General features: G+C 71.2%; 13 protein-coding genes, 2 pseudogenes and 1 riboswitch. Of the genes and pseudogenes, 9 read left to right on the top strand and 6 right to left on the bottom strand.

What is annotated here, in order from left to right; all coding sequences use genetic code 11:
* Positions 1-108: 108 nt before the first annotated feature.
* The gene (locus ACWCRB_RS43505) at positions 109-828 is read right to left on the bottom strand and encodes a DUF1775 domain-containing protein (protein WP_451001362.1); all 720 of its coding nucleotides are present in this window, start codon (positions 826-828) and stop codon (positions 109-111) included.
* A gap of 74 nt (positions 829-902) precedes the next feature.
* Positions 903-1,565, bottom strand: coding sequence for a hypothetical protein (locus tag ACWCRB_RS43500; protein WP_451001361.1), 663 nt, complete (start codon positions 1,563-1,565; stop codon positions 903-905).
* 169 nt (positions 1,566-1,734) lie between these two features.
* Between ACWCRB_RS43500 and ACWCRB_RS43495 the strand changes: the two genes are divergently transcribed.
* Both ACWCRB_RS43495 and ACWCRB_RS43490 read left to right on the top strand, forming a co-directional pair.
* On the top strand, positions 1,735-2,550 hold the full coding sequence (locus ACWCRB_RS43495) for a sulfotransferase family protein (RefSeq protein ID WP_451001360.1): 816 nt from the start codon (positions 1,735-1,737) through the stop codon (positions 2,548-2,550).
* A gap of 103 nt (positions 2,551-2,653) precedes the next feature.
* Positions 2,654-3,067 carry a BlaI/MecI/CopY family transcriptional regulator gene (locus ACWCRB_RS43490; RefSeq protein WP_451001359.1) on the top strand — a complete coding sequence of 138 codons (414 nt, stop codon included), beginning with the start codon at positions 2,654-2,656 and terminating at the stop codon, positions 3,065-3,067.
* A 41-nt stretch (positions 3,068-3,108) separates the two neighbouring features.
* On the opposite strand, the gene meaB is transcribed toward ACWCRB_RS43490, so the two are convergent.
* From meaB to ACWCRB_RS43475, 3 genes are read right to left on the bottom strand one after another with little or no spacing between them, the layout of a single operon-like run.
* Positions 3,109-4,092, bottom strand: a complete 984-nt coding sequence (gene meaB, locus ACWCRB_RS43485; protein ID WP_451001358.1) for a methylmalonyl Co-A mutase-associated GTPase MeaB — start codon at positions 4,090-4,092, stop codon at positions 3,109-3,111.
* Positions 4,089-6,263 carry a methylmalonyl-CoA mutase gene (gene scpA, locus ACWCRB_RS43480; protein ID WP_451001357.1) on the bottom strand — a complete coding sequence of 725 codons (2,175 nt, stop codon included), beginning with the start codon at positions 6,261-6,263 and terminating at the stop codon, positions 4,089-4,091. The genes meaB and scpA overlap by 4 nt, the downstream gene beginning before the upstream one ends.
* Positions 6,263-8,071, bottom strand: coding sequence for a methylmalonyl-CoA mutase family protein (locus tag ACWCRB_RS43475; RefSeq protein ID WP_451001356.1), 1,809 nt, complete (start codon positions 8,069-8,071; stop codon positions 6,263-6,265). The genes scpA and ACWCRB_RS43475 overlap by 1 nt, the downstream gene beginning before the upstream one ends.
* Before the next feature lie 88 nt (positions 8,072-8,159).
* Positions 8,160-8,341, top strand: a riboswitch (cobalamin riboswitch).
* Positions 8,342-8,399: 58 nt separating this feature from the next.
* Between ACWCRB_RS43475 and ACWCRB_RS43470 the strand changes: the two are divergent.
* From ACWCRB_RS43470 to ACWCRB_RS43460, 3 genes and pseudogenes are all read left to right on the top strand, one after another.
* Positions 8,400-8,559: pseudogene (locus ACWCRB_RS43470) on the top strand (ABC transporter ATP-binding protein); the annotation flags it as partial.
* Positions 8,560-8,595: 36 nt separating this feature from the next.
* Positions 8,596-9,150 carry an SMI1/KNR4 family protein gene (locus tag ACWCRB_RS43465; RefSeq protein WP_451001355.1) on the top strand — a complete coding sequence of 185 codons (555 nt, stop codon included), beginning with the start codon at positions 8,596-8,598 and terminating at the stop codon, positions 9,148-9,150.
* Between the two features lie 169 nt (positions 9,151-9,319).
* Complete coding sequence (locus ACWCRB_RS43460; protein ID WP_451001354.1) at positions 9,320-11,773, top strand: SpoIIE family protein phosphatase; 2,454 nt, start codon at positions 9,320-9,322, stop codon at positions 11,771-11,773.
* 7 nt (positions 11,774-11,780) lie between these two features.
* Here ACWCRB_RS43460 and ACWCRB_RS43455 read toward each other — a convergent pair whose 3' ends face one another.
* Entirely contained in the window at positions 11,781-12,689 is a 909-nt protein-coding gene (locus ACWCRB_RS43455; protein WP_235472668.1) for a MurR/RpiR family transcriptional regulator, read from the bottom strand.
* Between the two features lie 111 nt (positions 12,690-12,800).
* Between ACWCRB_RS43455 and ACWCRB_RS43450 the strand changes: the two genes are divergently transcribed.
* The 4 genes and pseudogenes from ACWCRB_RS43450 to ACWCRB_RS43435 form a co-directional block, all read left to right on the top strand.
* Positions 12,801-13,955, top strand: coding sequence for a C45 family autoproteolytic acyltransferase/hydolase (locus tag ACWCRB_RS43450; protein ID WP_451001353.1), 1,155 nt, complete (start codon positions 12,801-12,803; stop codon positions 13,953-13,955).
* A gap of 52 nt (positions 13,956-14,007) precedes the next feature.
* A complete protein-coding gene (locus tag ACWCRB_RS43445; RefSeq protein WP_451001352.1) occupies positions 14,008-15,654 on the top strand; it encodes an ABC transporter substrate-binding protein in 1,647 nt (548 codons plus the stop codon).
* A gap of 5 nt (positions 15,655-15,659) precedes the next feature.
* The gene (locus ACWCRB_RS43440; RefSeq protein ID WP_369031166.1) at positions 15,660-16,613 is read left to right on the top strand and encodes an ABC transporter permease; all 954 of its coding nucleotides are present in this window, start codon (positions 15,660-15,662) and stop codon (positions 16,611-16,613) included.
* Positions 16,610-17,473, top strand: a pseudogene (locus tag ACWCRB_RS43435) (ABC transporter permease); the annotation flags it as partial. The gene ACWCRB_RS43440 and the pseudogene ACWCRB_RS43435, both read left to right, overlap by 4 nt.
* Positions 17,474-17,612: the final 139 nt, after the last annotated feature.

The following is a 17,612-nucleotide window of genomic DNA, read 5'->3' as shown; positions in this document are numbered from 1 at the left end:
CGTCCGGCGTTTGAGGACGAGCGCGTTCAGCGCGACAAAGGGGGGTCTGGGGGCGCAGCCCCCAGGGATGGGACGGGTAGGGGCGGCGGGGGCGAGGAAAAGCGGCGGCTACTGCTGGGCGGCTCCCCGGCGGCGTACCAGGTAGGCAGCCGCACCCGCCACCACGACCACTGCCGCCCCGATACCTATCCAGACCCCCGCCGACATCCCACCGTCGTCCTCGCTCGCCGTCGTCTCCACGGCCGGGGAGGCCGACGCCTTCGTGGGCTCGGCACTCGGCGTCGGCGTTGCCGACGGCGTCTCGCTCGGCGACGGGCTGCTGATCGGCTTCGCACCCGGCGCCGCCGCCTTCAGCTTCAGGACCGGCGCCGGCTGCTCCCCACCCTCGTCCAGCTCGATCCACCGATCGATACTGCCGTCGCTGTACGTCTGCAGCGACTTGAAGGCAAGCTGCTTCGCGTCGGGAAGCTGCCGCACGACAACGGAGTACTCGGCGCTCACGCCGGTCTTGAGGGCCGGGCCCTTGACCGTGTAGCCGTCGTCGGCGGTGGCGAACTTCCAGCCCTTGGGACCCTCGCCGTACGTCACGTCGCCGGGCGCGATGCCCTCCGGCAGGATCACGCGGACCTCGGCGATCCCGGCGGTGTCGGACTCCGCCTCCGCGTGGAAGGAGATCTCGACGTTCTGGGCGAGAGCCTGCGCCTTGTCGGACTCGACTTCCATATGGGCGGCGGCCGGTCCGGCGGTGAGGAGGACGAGGGTGGTGGCAGCGGCGGCGGTGAGGGCCACGCGCCGTGCGGTGAAGTGCTGGGTGTTGGCAGTGAACATGGTGTGTTCTCCGGGTCTTTCCGGGCGTGCTGTGGCACGGAACGGCCGACTCACGACGGGCCGTTCCGGGAGGGTCAGTTGGCGAGAGCGAGCCACGCCGCCGGAGGACCCCGTCGTACCACCACGTCCGAGAGGAACGCCGCTCTGAACAGCGGCTGCTCCGTCCGGCATGGACGGCGCACCCGCGATCCACGCCAGGCCGGCGCCGGCCGGCCGTCGAGCAGCGCCCGTACCGTCGCGATCCGCGTCCGTACCGCGTCGACCGCCCCGGTCAGGCCGCGCGCCAGCGACCAGCAGGCCGCGTCCGCGCGATGCAGCAGCACGGCGACGAGCACGGCGGCCACGGCATGCAGGACCGTCATCGCCCCCGAGTCGTGCAGCCAGTCCGGCCGGGCCCCATGAGCGGGCATCGCGTGATGCGCGTGCGTGGGCATGTCCGTGGCCGTGACCGACGTGTGGCGTGCGTGCGTGGCCGACAGCCACACATGAAGTCCGGACTGCGCCGTCGCGCTCGTGACCACCACCGCGGCCAGCGAACGCGGGCGCCGCGTACCGGCCAGCCCCACCGCGAACAGCAGCGCCGCCGCCGTCACGCTCGACCGCCACGGAGCCGGCCCCTCGGCGACCAGATGATGCGCGCTGACCCCGAGCACCGTACCGACGACCGCGAACACCGCTGCCCGGAACACGGGCAGTGGCGCGGAGAGCGTCGTCGTCGGAGTGCGGGGCGTGGTCATGATCCGCCCATCATCGACCATGCGACGGGCGGGCAGGGGCCGGGTCTCAGGAATTTCTCATTCCTTTCCCATGGCGGACCCAGGCTTTGGTCACAGAATGGTCAAGCACCCAAGGGGGGTTCGAGGGTTGTGCGGGTTCTGTACACCGGGGGATCAAGGAGGCACAGTCATGGTCCTGGTCGGTCCGGAAGTACGCCGAGTGGCCCGCGGGTTGAGGCGGCGGGTACGGCGGCTCGCGGAGCCCCCTGTGCCGCAGTCGGCCCACCGGCTCGTCCCGGACCCGGTGTTCGTGATTTCCTCCGTGCGCTCAGGCTCCACGCTCCTGCGGGTCCTGCTCAACAGCCACCCGCAGATCCGCGCGCCCCACGAGATGCACCTGCGCACCCTGTCGGTCGACCTCACCAAGCCGTACACCAGCAAGGCGATGGCCCAACTCGACCTCGACCAGCGCGAGTTGGAGCACCTGCTGTGGGACCGGGTCATGCACCGGGAACTCGTGCGCAGCGGCAAGCAGATCATCGTCGACAAGACACCGGGCAACGCCGGATTCTGGGAGCGGCTCGCGGAGGGCTGGCCGCAGGCCAGGTACATCTTCCTGCTGCGCCACCCCGCGTCGATGGTGAGTTCCCTGATCAACAACCGCCCCGACCGCGACCTCGACGCGACCGTCCGCGAAGTGCGCATGTATGTGAAGGCGGTCGAGGCGGCCCGCAACGGGCTGGACGGCCTCACGGTCCGCTACGAGGATCTGACGGAGCGGCCCGAGGCGGTCACCCGGGAGCTGTGTACGTATCTCGGTGTGCCCTGGACGCCGAAGATGCTCGACTACCGGAAGGGCGACCACGGTCCCTTCGTGCCGTTCATCGGCGACTGGAGCGAGAACATCAAGTCCGGGAAGATCCAGAAGGCCCGCCCGCTGCCCGACGCGGAGGAGGTCCCGGAGGCGCTGCGCGACCTGGCCCGTGCCTGGGGGTACTCCTGTTGAGTCGGAGGTGAGCCAGCCGCCCGCGTGGCGCCGACCGGAGCTCCCGGCGTCTATACGATGTCCGCTCGGGAAATGGACGGCGGTGGGGGAGGGGAGTCAGGGCGTGACGGATCACCGGCAGCGTCCCCGGCGACGGGGTCAGGGCGAGCTGGAGGCGCTGGTCCTGTCTGCGCTGCGCGAGGCGGAGGGGCCCGCGACGGCCGGCTGGGTGCAGGAGCGGCTCGGCGGCGACCTCGCCTATACGACCGTCATCACGATCCTCACCCGTCTGCTGGCCAAGGGCGCGGTCACCCGGGAACGGGCGGGCCGGTCCTTCTCCTGGACGTCCACGTCCGACGAGGCGGGTCTCGCCGCGCACCGGATGCGCAGGGTGCTGGACGCCGAGCGCGACCGGGAGGCGGTGCTGGCCAGCTTCGTCACCGGGCTCGGCCCGGACGACGAGCGACTGCTGCGCGAACTGCTGGACCGGCCGAGGCCGGAAGCGGAAGCGAAACCGGAGGACACAGTGGATGACTGAGCCTCATGGGGGTGTTCGTCTTTCACGGACCACCCGTGCCCTCAGCGGCCCCCGGCGCCGAACGCCTTCAGGATGCGCTCAGCGGCAAGCGTTGCCGTCAACTCGCCCTCCCTCACCTGCCGTTCGAGGTCGGGTGTGACGGCTCGTACGCTCTCGTCCGCGTGCAGGCGGCCCAGCAGCTCGTCGCGGACCATCGTCCAGGTCCAGTCGACCTGTTGGTCACGGCGTTTGGCGGCGAGGCGGCCCGTTGAGTCGAGCAGGGTGCGATGCTGTTCCAGGCGGTCCCAGACGGTGTCCAGGCCGGTCGACTCGCGGGCGCTGCACGTCAGGACGGGCGGTGTCCAGGCCGCGTCCCTGCCGTGCATCAGGCGCAGGGCGCCGGCCAACTCCCGTGCGGCGGACTGGGCGTCGCGCTCGTGCGGGCCGTCCGCCTTGTTGACGGCGAGGACGTCCGCCAGCTCCAGGATGCCCTTCTTGACGCCCTGCAACTGGTCACCGGTGCGGGCCAGGGTCAGCAGCAGGAACGAGTCGACCATGTTCGCGACCGCTGTCTCGGACTGGCCGACTCCGACCGTCTCCACCAACACCACGTCGTAACCCGCCGCCTCCATCACCACGATCGACTCACGCGTCGCCTTGGCGACCCCGCCCAGAGTGCCCGCCGTGGGGGAGGGGCGGATGAACGCCGCCGGGTCCACGGCCAGGCGCTCCATCCGGGTCTTGTCGCCCAGGATCGAGCCGCCCGTACGGCTGGACGACGGGTCCACCGCGAGCACTGCCACCCGATGCCCGAGCCCGGTCAGCATCGTGCCGAACGCGTCGATGAACGTCGACTTCCCGACCCCCGGCACCCCGCTGACCCCGATCCGCCGCGCCCGGCCGCTGTGCGGGAGCAGTGCGGTCAGCAACTCCTGCGCCAGCGCCCGGTGTTGGGGGCGCGTCGACTCGACGAGCGTGATGGCACGCGCCACGATCGCCCGCTTCCCGTCGAGCACGCCCTTGACGTACGCGTCGAGATCGATCACAGGTCGTGCCCGAGATCGGCCGAGAGCCGCTGGACCAGGTCGTAGGCCGCGTCCGGGATCACCGTCCCGGGCGGGAACACGGCCGCCGCGCCCATCTCCAGCAGGGTCGGCACGTCCTGCGGCGGGATCACCCCGCCGACGACGATCATGATGTCCTCCCGGCCCTCCGCCGCCAGCTCCTCCCGCAGCGCCGGTACGAGGGTGAGGTGCCCGGCGGCCAGCGAGGACACCCCGACGATGTGGACGTCCGCCTCCACCGCCTGCCGGGCGACCTCGCCGGGGGTCTGGAACAGCGGGCCGACGTCGACGTCGAAGCCGAGGTCGGCGAAGGCGGTGGCGATCACCTTCTGGCCCCGGTCGTGGCCGTCCTGGCCCATCTTGGCGACCAGGATGCGCGGCCGGCGCCCCTCGGCCTCCTCGAAGGCGTCCACCAGGGTCCGGGTGCGGTCGACGGACGGGGACTCGCCTGCTTCGTTGCGGTACACCCCGGCGATCGTACGGATCTGGCCCGCGTGCCGCCCGTACACCTTCTCCAGCGCGTCCGAGATCTCCCCGACCGTCGCCTTCGCGCGGGCCGCGCTCACCGCCAGCTCCAGCAGGTTGCCCTCGCCCCCGGCCGCCCGCGTGAGGGCGTCCAGTGCGTCCTGGCAGACCCGCTCGTCACGCTCGGCCCGCAGCCGCCGCAGCTTCTCGATCTGCTGGGTCCGTACGGAGGAGTTGTCGACCTTGAGGACGTCGATCTGCTCGTCGGTCTCCACGCGGTACTTGTTGACGCCGATCACCGGCTGACGCCCCGAGTCGATCCGGGCCTGGGTACGCGCCGCCGCCTCCTCGACCCGGAGCTTGGGAATGCCCGCGTCGATGGCCTGCGCCATACCGCCCGCCGCCTCGACCTCCTCGATGTGCTGCCAGGCGCGGCGCGCGAGGTCGTACGTCAGCTTCTCCACGTACGCGCTGCCGCCCCACGGGTCGATGACCCGGGTCGTGCCCGATTCCTGCTGGATCAGCAGCTGTGTGTTGCGGGCGATGCGCGCCGAGAAGTCGGTGGGCAGGGCGAGTGCCTCGTCGAGGGCGTTGGTGTGCAGCGACTGGGTGTGGCCCTGGGTCGCGGCCATCGCCTCCACGGCTGTACGCGTCACGTTGTTGAACACGTCCTGGGCCGTGAGCGACCAGCCCGAGGTCTGCGAATGGGTGCGCAGGGAAAGGGACTTGGCGTTCTGCGGGTCGAACTGCTTGACCAGCTTGGCCCAGAGCAGCCTCGCCGCGCGCATCTTCGCGATCTCCATGAAGAAGTTCATGCCGATCGCCCAGAAGAAGGAGAGCCGGGGCGCGAACGCGTCCACGTCCATCCCTGCGTCCCGCCCCGCCCGGATGTACTCGACCCCGTCCGCGAGCGTGTATGCCAGCTCCAGATCGGCCGTCGCGCCCGCCTCCTGGATGTGATAGCCGGAGATCGAGATGGAGTTGTAGCGGGGCATCCGCTGCGAGGTGTACGCGAAGATGTCGGAGATGATCCGCATCGACGGCTTCGGCGGATAGATGTAGGTGTTGCGGACCATGAACTCTTTGAGGATGTCGTTCTGGATGGTCCCGGCCAACTTCTCGGGCGGTACGCCCTGTTCCTCCGCCGCCACGATGTAGAGCGCGAGAACGGGCAGGACGGCGCCGTTCATCGTCATCGACACGGTCATCTTGTCCAGTGGGATGCCGTCGAAGAGCTGACGCATGTCGTAGATCGAGTCGATGGCCACGCCCGCCATGCCGACGTCACCGGTCACGCGCGGGTGGTCGCTGTCGTAACCCCGGTGCGTGGGCAGGTCGAAGGCGACCGACAGGCCCTTCTGGCCGGCGGCGAGGTTGCGGCGGTAGAAGGCGTTGGACTCCTCGGCCGTGGAGAAACCCGCGTACTGACGGATCGTCCAGGGCTGGTTGACGTACATCGTCGGGTACGGGCCGCGCAGATAGGGGGCGGCACCCGGGTACGTCGAGAGGAAGTCCAGGCCCTCCAGGTCGGTGCCGGTGTAGAGCGGCTTGACCGCGATGCCCTCCGGGGTCTCCCAGAAGGTCTCGTCCGAGCCGGTGGCCGCCTTCACGGCCGTACGCCAGTCGGTGGCGCCGTTACCGGCGGTCGGGGTCCCCAGTTCGATTCCGGAGAAGTCGGGGATTCCCATCAGGACGCTCCCATGCGGTCGAGGGTGGCGGAGAGCACGGCTACGGCGTCGCAGCCCGCGAAGACGTACGAGTCGACGTCCGAGTACTGCCCGGGACGGCCGGCGAGGAACACGTGCGAGGCACCGGCGGCCTTCAGTTCCGCCGCCACGGTCGCCGCCTGCTCCTCGTACAGGGTGTCGCTGGAGCAGAGGCAGACCTCGGTGGCGCCGCTCTCCTCGAAGGTGCCCGCAGTGACGGGCTCGATGCCGCCGGCCTGGAAGAGGTTCGAGACGAAGGACGTCCGCGCGGTGTGGGCGGCGGCCGGGCCGATGGTCGCGAGGTAGACGCGCGGCCGGGTTCCGGTGGCGGCGAGGTGGGCGTCGGAGCGGGCGCGCAGCGCCTCGTACGCCTCGTCGCGCCGCACCCGGGGGAGCCCGCCGGACGGCGGCTCGGGCGCGGGCTCGCGGTCCGGGAGGCGCTCGGCGAGGTTCGGGAACTCGCTGACGCCGGTGATGGGTTCGCGCCGCTTGGCCAGCTTGGCGGAGCGCGCCGCCCAGGTGGAGGCCAGCGCCTCACCGAGGTGCCCGGAGCGAAGGGCGGCGGCCTGGCCGCCCAGCCCCTCGATCCACTGGAAGAACTCCCAGCCCGCGTGGGCGAGTTCGTCGGTGAGCCGCTCCACGTACCAGGAGCCGCCCGCCGGGTCGATCACTCGCGCCAGATGTGACTCCTCGACCAGGATCGTCGAGGTGTTGCGGGCGATCCGGCGCGCGAACGCGTCCGGCAGGCCCAGCGCGTGGTCGAAGGGCAGCACGGTGACCGAGTCGGCGCCACCGACCCCGGCGGCCAGTGTGGCGACCGTCGTACGGAGCATGTTCACCCACGGGTCGCGGCGCGACATCATCACCGGCGAGGTCACGGCGTGCTGCACCTGAGCCCCGGCCGTCGGCGCCCCGGACACCTCGGCGACCCGCGCCCACAGGCGCCGGGCCGCGCGCAGCTTGGCGATGGTCAGGAACTGGTCGGCGGTGGCCGCGTACCGGAACTCCAGCTGTGCGCAGGCCTGTTCGACGGTCAGCCCGGCCTCGGTCAGCTCCCGCAGGTAGGCCACCCCGGTCGCCAGGGACGCGCCCAGTTCCTGCGCGGCCGAGCCGCCGGCCTCGTGGTACGGCAGCGCGTCCACGGTCAGCACGCGCAGCCCCGGGTACTGCTCGGCGCACAGCCGCGCCAGCTCGACGACCGGCGCGAACGCCAACTCCTCGCCGGTACGGGCCTCGTGGCCCAGCGGGTCGCCGCCGAGGTTGCCGCGCGCCGCCTCCTTGGCGACGCCCCGCTCCTCGTACAGCCGCAGCAACTCCCGTGCGGCGGGCTCCACTTCCTGTCCGGCGTCGAGGACGACGGGGGCCAGGTCGAGGTAGACGCCGTCGAGGGCCCTGGCGAGCGACGCCACCGGGATAGAGTCCGGGCCGACGGTCAGCCAGAGCGAGGTGACGCCGTTCTCCAGGTCCGCGAGCACCGCGTCGCCGACGAGGGTCGCGTGCCGCTGCCGTACGTCCCAGCCGCCGACGGTGTTCCCCTCGGGCCGTCCGCCGCGTACGAAGGGGGCGAAGCCGGGGAAGCCGGGCTCGGGGGACTCGTCGCGCGCCGTGTAGAGGGGGTGGGTGGTGAGCCCGTCCTCCAGCGCGGTGGACAGCGCGTCTTCGGCTGCCGCGCCCGAGACCTCCTTGCCCGACTTGCGCAGGACGCCCTCCACCAGGCGCTGCCACTGCTCATGGGTCGTGGAAGGGAACTCGGCGGCCAGCGAGAGCCCGTCGTTGGGCAGGACTGTCATGCCCGGATGCTAGGCCAGAGAGGTCCGGCCGCAGCAGAGCGCCAGGCTGTGACCTTGACCTCGGCTGAAATGTGACCTCGGCCTCACGTGATGATTTCCTGAGGCCGGTCAAGGGAATCCGGTGCGAACCCGGAGCTGACGCGCAGTGGTGAGGGTGACGGGCGGGGCGACACGAGCCACTGGACGAAGGTCGGACACGACCGGGTTCCGGGAAGGCGCTCCGTCCGGGTGATCCCGAGTCCGAAGACGTGCCGGCGAACGTCCCGCACCGCCGCGCCTGGACCCCCGCCACCCCGGCCGACGACAGGGCTGTACACACCGCGCTGGACACGAGCTGAACCTGGCGGCGATGTACTGCGACGCACTCGTCGTGCTCAAGGAGGGCCAGGTTGGTGGCGACGGGCAGCCCGGCCGAAGTCCTGACCGAGGAACTCATCGCCGACGTGTACGGCGTGAAGGCCGCAGGCGTTGTCAGTGGTGCTCCCTAGACTTTCGAACGACCTGATCGAAGGGCGGGGACCAGCATGGAAGACCTCACGGGGATCGAGGCGTTGCGGCAGCTCCTGCCGCCGCCTCCCGGCGCGGGCGAGGACATCGACTGGCAGGCGGCCGAGGAGAAGTGGGGCACCGGGTTCCCCCGGGACTACAGGGACTTCATGTCCGTGTACGGCGTCGGCGGCATCGAATCGGAGGAGGAGATCGGCGAGGTCGGAATCCTCGGGCCGTTTCCCACGGGCGCCTACCCGTTCTCCCCCGACGACTTCGAGGACGAGACGGGGAACGCCCGACTGGCCTGGGAGGAGGAGGGCGACGACCAGGACGACCTGGACCTCGACCCGGAGCACATCCTCGCCTGGGGCTATACGTCCCACGCCGACATGCTGTGCTGGCTGACCAGCGATCCCGACCCCGACAAATGGCCCGTCCTGCTCTTCGCCCGCCATGGCTCGAAGACGTGCGAGGTCGTCCCCCTGGGCATGGTCGAGTTCCTGCGCGGACTCCTCGTCGGCGAGCTCGCCTCGTTCAGCATGGAGTTCACACCGGAACCACGATTCGAGCACTGGCGCAAGGGGAGGTGACCCGCCTGAGGGGCCTCGTGCGGGCGTTATTGCAAGATTTTCGCAATAACGTATTCGGCGGCCAAGTGCCCCTGCGTCCCCTTGTCGCGGGCGCCGGGCGTGGTGCAGGGCGGCGCACCATAATGAAGGGGAGCGCGGCGCGGGAGACAGCGCCGCAGGTGAGGTGCGCATGGCAGGCCTGAGCGAGCACGACGGCGTGGACATACCGGCCGACGAGGTCGCCGTCGTCCTGCTCGACAGCGCGGGGATCGTCCAGGGGTGGTCACGGGCGGCGGCGGAACTGCTGGGGCGGCCGGCCGAGCAGGTCTGCGGGCGGCCACTGGCACGGCTGCTCGCCGAGCCGGTGCGGGGGAGCGGCGCGGACACCCGGGGCGACTCCCTCGCCGTACCGGCGGGGCGGGTCGCGTTCCGGCACGCCTCGGGCCGGACGGTCGACACCACCGTCGACGAGGTGCCCCTGGGCGGGTCCTCCCAGCGCGTCCTGCTGCTGGCGCCGAGCCGCGAGGACGGCGAACAGGAACAGGGATCGTCGCTGCTGACCGCCCTGCTGGCGCAGTCCCTCCTCGGGGTCGTCCTCTGTGACACCGAACTGAGAGTCGTCCGCACGAACGTCATCGCCGAGGTGCACGGCTGGCCGCTGCTGCGCCCCGGGCACCGTCTCGGAGACGTCATCTCCCCGGCGGACGCCAAGGACGTCGGGGACCAGCTGCGGCAGGTGCTCGACACGGGAGTGCCGCTGCTCGCACGGGAACAGCGGATGTCCGCACCGGACGGGTCCGGGCGGGAGCGGTACGTGTCCGTGTCCGCCTTCCGGCTGGCGGACGGTCACGACCGGCCGACCGGGATCGCCGCGTTCTTCACCGACAGCACGCAGCAGCGGCGGGCGCGGCGGCGCACGGAGGTGGGCCATGAGGCGTCGGCACGTATCGGCGCCTCCCTGGACGTGACCCGCACCGCCCAGGACATCGCCGACGTGCTGGTACCGGCCCTGGGGGACATGGCGTCGGTCGAGATCGCCGAGTCCGTGCTCGAGGGCGAGGAGCCGTCGAAGGTGATCCGGCCCGGCGACTGGCTGCGGCTGCGCCGGGTGGCCGTCGCCTCGGCCACCGGGCCCTGGCCCGCCGAACTCGTTCCCGTCGGCGGGGTGGTCCCGCGGTTCCCCGATGTCCCGCAGGTGCGGCGGGCCGCCATCCAGGGGGACACCGTCTACAACACGACCCGGCAGGAGATGCTCGACCTCCTCGGCGACCCGGAACTGATCCGGGCGGTGATGCCCGAGCGGGGCCACTCCGCCGTGGTGTCGCCGCTGTACGCGCGCGGTCTGCTGCTGGGTTTCGTGGCCGTCTGGCGGACCGAGCAGCCGGAGCCGTTCGAACAGGAGGACGCGGACCTCGTGTTCGACATCTCCTCACGGGCCGCGCTCAGCGTGGACAACGCCCGCCGGTACACCCGCGAGCACCGGGCAGCGGTCGCGCTGCAGCAGCGTCTGCTCCCGAGGGCCACGACGAGCACCGCGGCGGCCGAATCGGCCGGCTGTTATGTGCCGGCCGGCGGCGGGGCGGACATCAGCGGCGACTGGTTCGACGCCATCCCGCTGCCCTCGCTGCGGGTGGCCTTCGTCGTCGGCGACGTCTTCGGCCACGGACTGCACGCCGCGGCGACCATGGGACGCCTGCGGACCGCGATCCGTACGCTCGCCGACCTCGAACTGGAGCCGGGGGAACTCCTCATCCACCTGGACGACCTCGTCCAGCAACTCGCCGACGAGGCCGATCCCGAGGACAGGGACACCATCGGCGCCACCTGCCTGTACGCGGTCTACGATCCGCTCACCGGCAGCTGCGCCCTCGCCAGCGCCGGGCATCCGCCGCCCGCGGTGATCGGGCCCGACGGCACCGCCCGTCCGGTCGAGGTGTCCCCGGGACCACCGCTCGGAGTCGGCGGCATGCCCTTCGAGGTGACCACCGTCGCCCTGGAGGCAGGCAGCACCCTCGCGCTCTACACCGACGGCCTCGTGGAACGGGGATCCCGCGACGCCGACCAGGGCACCCGGGACCTTCTCGACACCCTCACGTCCCTCTGCCGGGGCGACGGGACGCTGGAGGAGATCGGCCGTGCCGTCATGGCCCGCGCCGCCGAGGCGCCGCCCCGCGACGACATGGCGCTCCTGCTGGCCCGGCCCCGGCTGCTTCCGGCGGCGGACATCGCCGACTGGCAGTTCCCCGACGATCCGGCGGCGGTCGCCGAAGCCCGGAACGCCGTCGCGCGCAGACTCGCCGAGTGGGGGCTCGACGACCTCACCTTCACGACGGAACTGACCGTCAGCGAACTGGTCACCAACGCCATGCGGTACGCGGGCGGCACCGTCGGTCTGCGTCTCTTCCACGACGACACCACCCTGGTGTGCGAGGTCCGCGACTCCAGCAACACCCAGCCACGCCTTCGCCGGGCCCTGGCGGGCGACGAAGGCGGGCGAGGGCTCTTTCTCGTGGCCCAGCTCAGCAGACGCTGGGGCAGCCGGTACCACCACAGCGGCAAGACCATCTGGGCGGAGCAGCCGATAGACGATGCCGCGACATCGGACACCGGCCTCACCGCCGTGTGGGACAGCGCCACCCTGTAGCAGCCGCTCAGCCGCGACGGTTCCCCTGTTCCCCCGGCAGCAGGGCCCGCAGTGCGTTGAGCTGGTGGGAGTGCTCGACCGCCGACGTCTCGTCCAGGGCGGTCAGTGCGAGCAGGAGCGCGTCCGCCACGATCAGGGCGGTCAGGACCTCGTTGGTGATCCCGGTCGGTGTACCGGGCGCGATCAGTACGGCGTCGACGCGGTCCTCGAAGGCCTCGCTCAGCTCGTCGGTGACGAACACGACCTTGGCACCGACCGCGCGGGCCCGCTCCACCAGGACCGTCAGCTCCGGCAGCGGCCGCCCCGGCTGGAAGATCACCACGGCGTCGCCCTGCCCCAGGGTGAGCAGCGAGTCGGCGAGCGCGAAGCCGGTCTCGCCCGCGAAACGGGCGCGGCGGCCGATCCGGCCGAGCGACCGGGCGAGGTGGCGGGCCCCGAGTTCACACGCGGCGGCCCCGTAACACAGCACCTCACGGGCCTCGGCGAGCGCGGCGACCGCCCGTTCGAGCGCCTCCGTCCCGGTGAGCCGCCGGCACTGGTCGATGCGCTCCTGGGTCTCCTCGAAGATGTCGCTCCAGATGTTCTCCAGGTCCTTGCCGACATGCGCGATGCGCTGCGCCAGCCGGACATCGGGGGCCGTGGCCGCGGTGAAGTCGGCCGCCAGCTCCCGCTTGAGCGCCGGCAGACCGGCGTAACCCAATCGTTGGAGGGCGCGTACGACCGTCGCGTTGCTGGTGCCGCTGGCGCTCCCCAGCTCCTGGGCGCTGGCGAACATCAGCTTCTCGGCAGGGGCGCTGACCAGGTACTGCGCGACGGTCTGCTCGGAGGCGGACAGCTCGTCCCACTGGTCGCGGACGGCGGCGCGCAGACGCGTGAGCCCTCCGGGGGCGGCACTGCCCGTTTTTGAAATCGCCATTACAGCCATTGACTCCTACGTCACTGACGTTACTCTCTGAACATCGCGTTCCAGAAAGTCGAACTTTCGGAACGAATGTTACGGCACATGTGTCTTTCGAGGAGCCCCCGCATGCAGCACAGTCTCCCGGTCGTCGAGATCTCCGGTACTCCGGCCCAGCGTGGCAGGCAGTACGGAGAGGCCGTGGCCGGACAACTGGCGGCTTCCCTCGGCTACTACGAGGAGGCCTTCGGCGCCTCGTCGGGTCTCACCTGGCAGCAGGTCACCGCCCGCGCCGCCCGCTGGCTCGACCCCGTCCGGGACTACGCGCCGCACCTGGTGGAGGAGATGCAGGGCATCGCCGACGGCGCGGGCGTCGACCTGCTCGACGTACTGGCGCTGAACGCGCGCGGCGAGGTCATCTACGACGACTCCTTCAGCGGGATGCGCGAGTTCGGCGAGGTGCGCGAGGAGGAGCCCGCCGAGGGCTGCACCTCCTTCGCCGCCTACGGGCCCGCCAGCGGGGACGGCCATGTCTGGGCCGGGCAGAACTGGGACTGGCGGGCCGGCGTCCAGGACACGGTGGTCATGCTCCGGATCGTCCAGCCGCCCAAGCCGACCCTGTTGATGCAGGTGGAGGCCGGGCAGATCGGCCGCCAGGGAGCCAGCTCGGCGGGGATCGCCCTCAACGCGAACGGTCTCGGCGGACGCTTCGACGAAGCCGTGGGCCTGCCGCAGACCGTGATCCGGCGCAGTGTCCTGGACCAGCCCAGCATCACCGACGCCCTCAACGTGCTGTGCCGCACCCGCGCCCATATCGCCAGCAACGCCCTGCTCACCTGCCGCGAGGGCTTCGCCGTCGACCTGGAGACCACCCCGGCGGGCCATGGCTGGCTGTATCCGACCGACGGCCTGCTCGTCCACGGCAACCACTACCAGGCAGGTGTCCCCACGGCGTTGGCCGCCGGATACCGGCCCCTGTCACCCGACTCCCTCGTACGCGTGCCACGCGCCGAGGAAGGTCTGCGCCGACTGCGCGACGCCACCGGCCCGGACGAGACCCGCAAGCTGATCAAGCAGTCGATGTCGGACCACCTCGGCCACCCCGAGTCGCTCTGCACCCACGCCGACCCGCGAGAACCCGAGATCAAGCACTGGACGACGCTGGTGTCCTCCTGCGTGGACCTCACCGCCGGCGACTACCACGTCACGGCCGGCACCCCCTGCGACCACGAGTACCAGCACCTCCCCTGGAACCTCTACGACGGTCCCCACGCCCCGAACTGAAGGCCCCCACTCCCGAATCCCGGATCCCCGTTTTCCGCCCAGGAGCACTGTCATGAAGCTCAAGTCCGCTGTCGCGGCCGCAGGCCTCGCCGGAGCGCTGGCCCTCACCGCCGCCTGTAGCGGAGCCGACACCGGCTCCTCCGCGGGCGACGGCGCCGCCGTCGACGTCACCAAGCTCGAACTCACTCCCACCACGGCCCCCGCCACCGGTTCCGTCACCTCCGTGAACTGGCTGCTGGCGGACGAGCCGGAGTCCCTCGACCTCGACACCCAGGGCGGCAGCGCGGGCCGCACCGTCCTCAGCAACGTCTGCGAACGCCTGTACCAACTCCAGCCCGACATGTCCGTACAGCCCTCGCTCGTGGCGAAGGAGAGCAGACCGGACGCGAAGACCCTCGTACTCACCTTGCGCGACGGCGTCACCTTCCACGACGGGTCCGCGATGACCGCCGACGATGTCCTGTTCAGCCTGCGCCGGCACGCCGAGCCGGAGATGGAGCAGTCCGACGAGTTCGGCAACGTCGACAGGATGACCAAGACCGGCGACCGCGAGATCACCATCACGTTCAAGCAGCCCGACGCCCTGTTCACCAAGGCCCTCGCGGGCGACGCCGGCCTCGTCTACAACGACGCGCAGGTGAAAAAGGCGGGCGACGACTTCGGCACCCCCGGCCAGGGAGACGCCTGTTCCGGGCCGTACGAGCTGAGCGGCTGGAAGTCCGGCGACTCCATCACGCTGACCGCCTCCGACTCCTACTGGAGCAAGAAGCCGCTCACCAAGCAGGTCGTCTTCCGCTGGGCCGACGACAGCGCGATGGTCAACGCGCTGAAGACCGGCGCCGCCGACGGCGCCTACGCCGACACCCCCGGCGCGGCTGCCTCCCTGCGCGGCACCAAAGGCCTGACCCAGTACTACGGCCCGAGCACCGCCACCCTCGCCCTACTGCCCACCGAACGTGGCGGCCTCGCCGACCCCGACATCCGCCGGGCCCTCTCGCTGGTGCTGGACCGCGCAGGCATCGCCAAGGCCGGCTACGGCGGCCTCGCCGAACCCTGGGCCACCCCTGTCGGCTCCGGCTCCTGGGGCTACGAGAAGGCGACCTTCGCCGCCGCCCAGAAGCAGCTCACCGAGGCCCCGGCGACCCCGTCCGCCGAGGACCTCGCCAAGGCCAAGGAACTCGTCAAGCAGGCCAAGTCCGCGCCGACCGGCCCCATCGTGATCGGCACCGACAGCACCCAGGGCCGCCTGGTCATCGCCAACGCCGTCCGCGCCGCCCTCACCCAGCTCGGCCTCAAGGGCGAGATCAAGACCCTGCCCTCCTCCGCCTACCAGGAGGCCTACGGCGACAAGGGCGCCCGCGCCGACTTCGATGTCCTGGTCGCCGACTGGTACATCTCCAAGAGCGACCCCATCGGCTTCTACGACAACGCCCTGTCCGACAGCTCGAACAACTGGGTCGGATTCAAGAGCGCCGACTACGACGCCAAGGTCGAGGAGGCCCTTCGTACCATCGACGACAAGAAGCGCGCCGCCCTCGTCGTGGACATCCAGCGGCAGTTCGCCGACGCGGCCGTGTGGATCCCCGTCGCCCAGACGCCCACCGTCCTCACCCTGAACAGCGAACTGACCGGCCCGCCCGCCTCCATGGCCTACCTCTACTCTCCCTGGGCCGCACAGCTCGGCGCCAAGAAGGGCTGAACCGCATGATCGTCGCCATCGGCCGGCGGCTCTCGGGACTGCTGGCCACCCTGCTGGCCTCCTCGTTCGTGATCTTCGCTGCCGTCTACGCGGCCCCCGGCGACCCCGCCGTCTTCCTCGCGGGCGGCCGGGACAAGCTCACCCCCGAACGGCTGGCCAGTGTCCGCGCCCAGTACCACCTGGACGAGCCCCTGGTCGTCCAGTACGGCCGCTGGCTGTGGGACTGCGTCCACCTCGACCTCGGCCGCTCCTTCCAGTACAGCGACCAGGTCTCCGACCTGCTGTCCTCACGGTTCCCGACGACACTCGTCCTCGTCGCGTACGCCACCGTCCTGTTCGTGGTGCTCGGCGTCGGCGCGGGCATCCTGGCGGCGATCCGCCAGGGCGGCTGGGTCGACTCGGCCGTCGTCGGCACCACCACGCTCGCCGCGTCCGTACCGTCCTTCGTCGGAGGCATCGCTCTCGTCGCCCTCTTCGGGGTGAAGCTCGGCTGGTTCCCCGTGACCGGCAGCGGCGAGGGTGTCGGCGGCACCCTCCACCACCTCACCCTGCCCGCCGTGGCCATGGCGCTCGGTTCCCTCGCCGTCATCAGCCGCGTCACCCGGCAGGCCATGGTGGAGGCGGGCGCCGCCGAACACGTGGCGGTGGCCCGCTCGGCGGGACTGCCCGAACGGCAGATCATCAGGCGGCACATCCTGCGCAACGCCCTCGGCCCCATCGTCACCATGTGCGGCCTGGTCACGGCGGGCATGCTCGCCGGCACGGTCGCCGTCGAGACCGTCTTCGGGCTGAGCGGCATCGGCTCGCTGCTCGTCGGCGCCATCAACACCCATGACTTCCCGGTCGCCCAGGCGGTCCTGCTGCTGATGGTCACCTCCTACATAGTCGTCACCACCGTTGTGGACCTCGTGCACCCCCTGCTCGACCCCCGCCTGACCGCCATGAGGAGCACCGCATGACCGCCCTCCCCGCCGAGGCCGTCCCGGCCGGTGTCCTGCCGGTCACCGTGAAACGGGCCCGCCGCCCGTGGGGCGTGACCGTCGCCGCGGTCTTCCTCGCCCTCGTGGTGCTCGCCGCGGCCTTCGCCCCGCTCCTCGCCCCGTACGCACCCGACGCCATCGACCTGTCGTCCTCCCTGGTCGGCACCAGCGGCGCCCACCCCCTCGGCACCGACGCCTCGGGGCAGGACCTGCTCTCCCGGGTGCTGTACGGCGCCCGCACCAGCCTGCTCGCGCCACTGCTCCTGCTGCTGCTCGCCTCCGTGCTGGGCGTCACCCTCGGGACGGTCGCCGCGTGGCGCGGCGGCTGGGTGGACACGCTGCTGTCCCGGATCACCGACGTCATGTACGCCTTCCCGGGCCTGCTGTTCGTCGTACTGATCATCGCGGTGTTCGGTGCCGGCATGACCACGTCCGTGATCGCCCTCGGGCTGGCCTACGCCCCGACGATCGCCAAGTACACGCGCAGTGTCGCGCTGGCCGAACGGTCCAAGGCGTACATCGATGCCTACCGCGTCCTCGGCATGAGCGGCACCCGTATCTGCGTGGCCCATCTCGTGCCCAACCTGGCCCGGTCCGTCGTCGGCTACCTCGTCGTCCTGTTCGGCGAGGCCCTGATGGGCCTGGCCACCCTCAGCTACCTCGGCTTCGGCGCCCAGCCGCCCAGCTCCGACTGGGGGTTGATGGTCCAGGAGGGCCAGGCCGCCATCGTCCAGAACGCCCTGCTCCCCGCACTCGTGCCGGGCACCGCCATCGCCGCCGTCGTGGTGGCCTTCAACGTGGTCGGCGTCTGGGCCGCCGACCGGCTAGGCCGTGTCCGCAAAGTCCCGCCTGCCCGGCGACGCCCGGCACGCACTCTCGCCGCACCGGGCGAAGCCCCACGTACAACCAGTACAGGGACTCCGCCCGGCACGCCGAGGGCACGCACCAGACGCCGCCGGGCCCGCCCTCCGGGCGGAC

The sequence above is a fragment of the Streptomyces sp. NPDC002156 genome (assembly GCF_053593675.1).
This window is presented reverse-complemented; position numbering and strand designations above follow the sequence as displayed.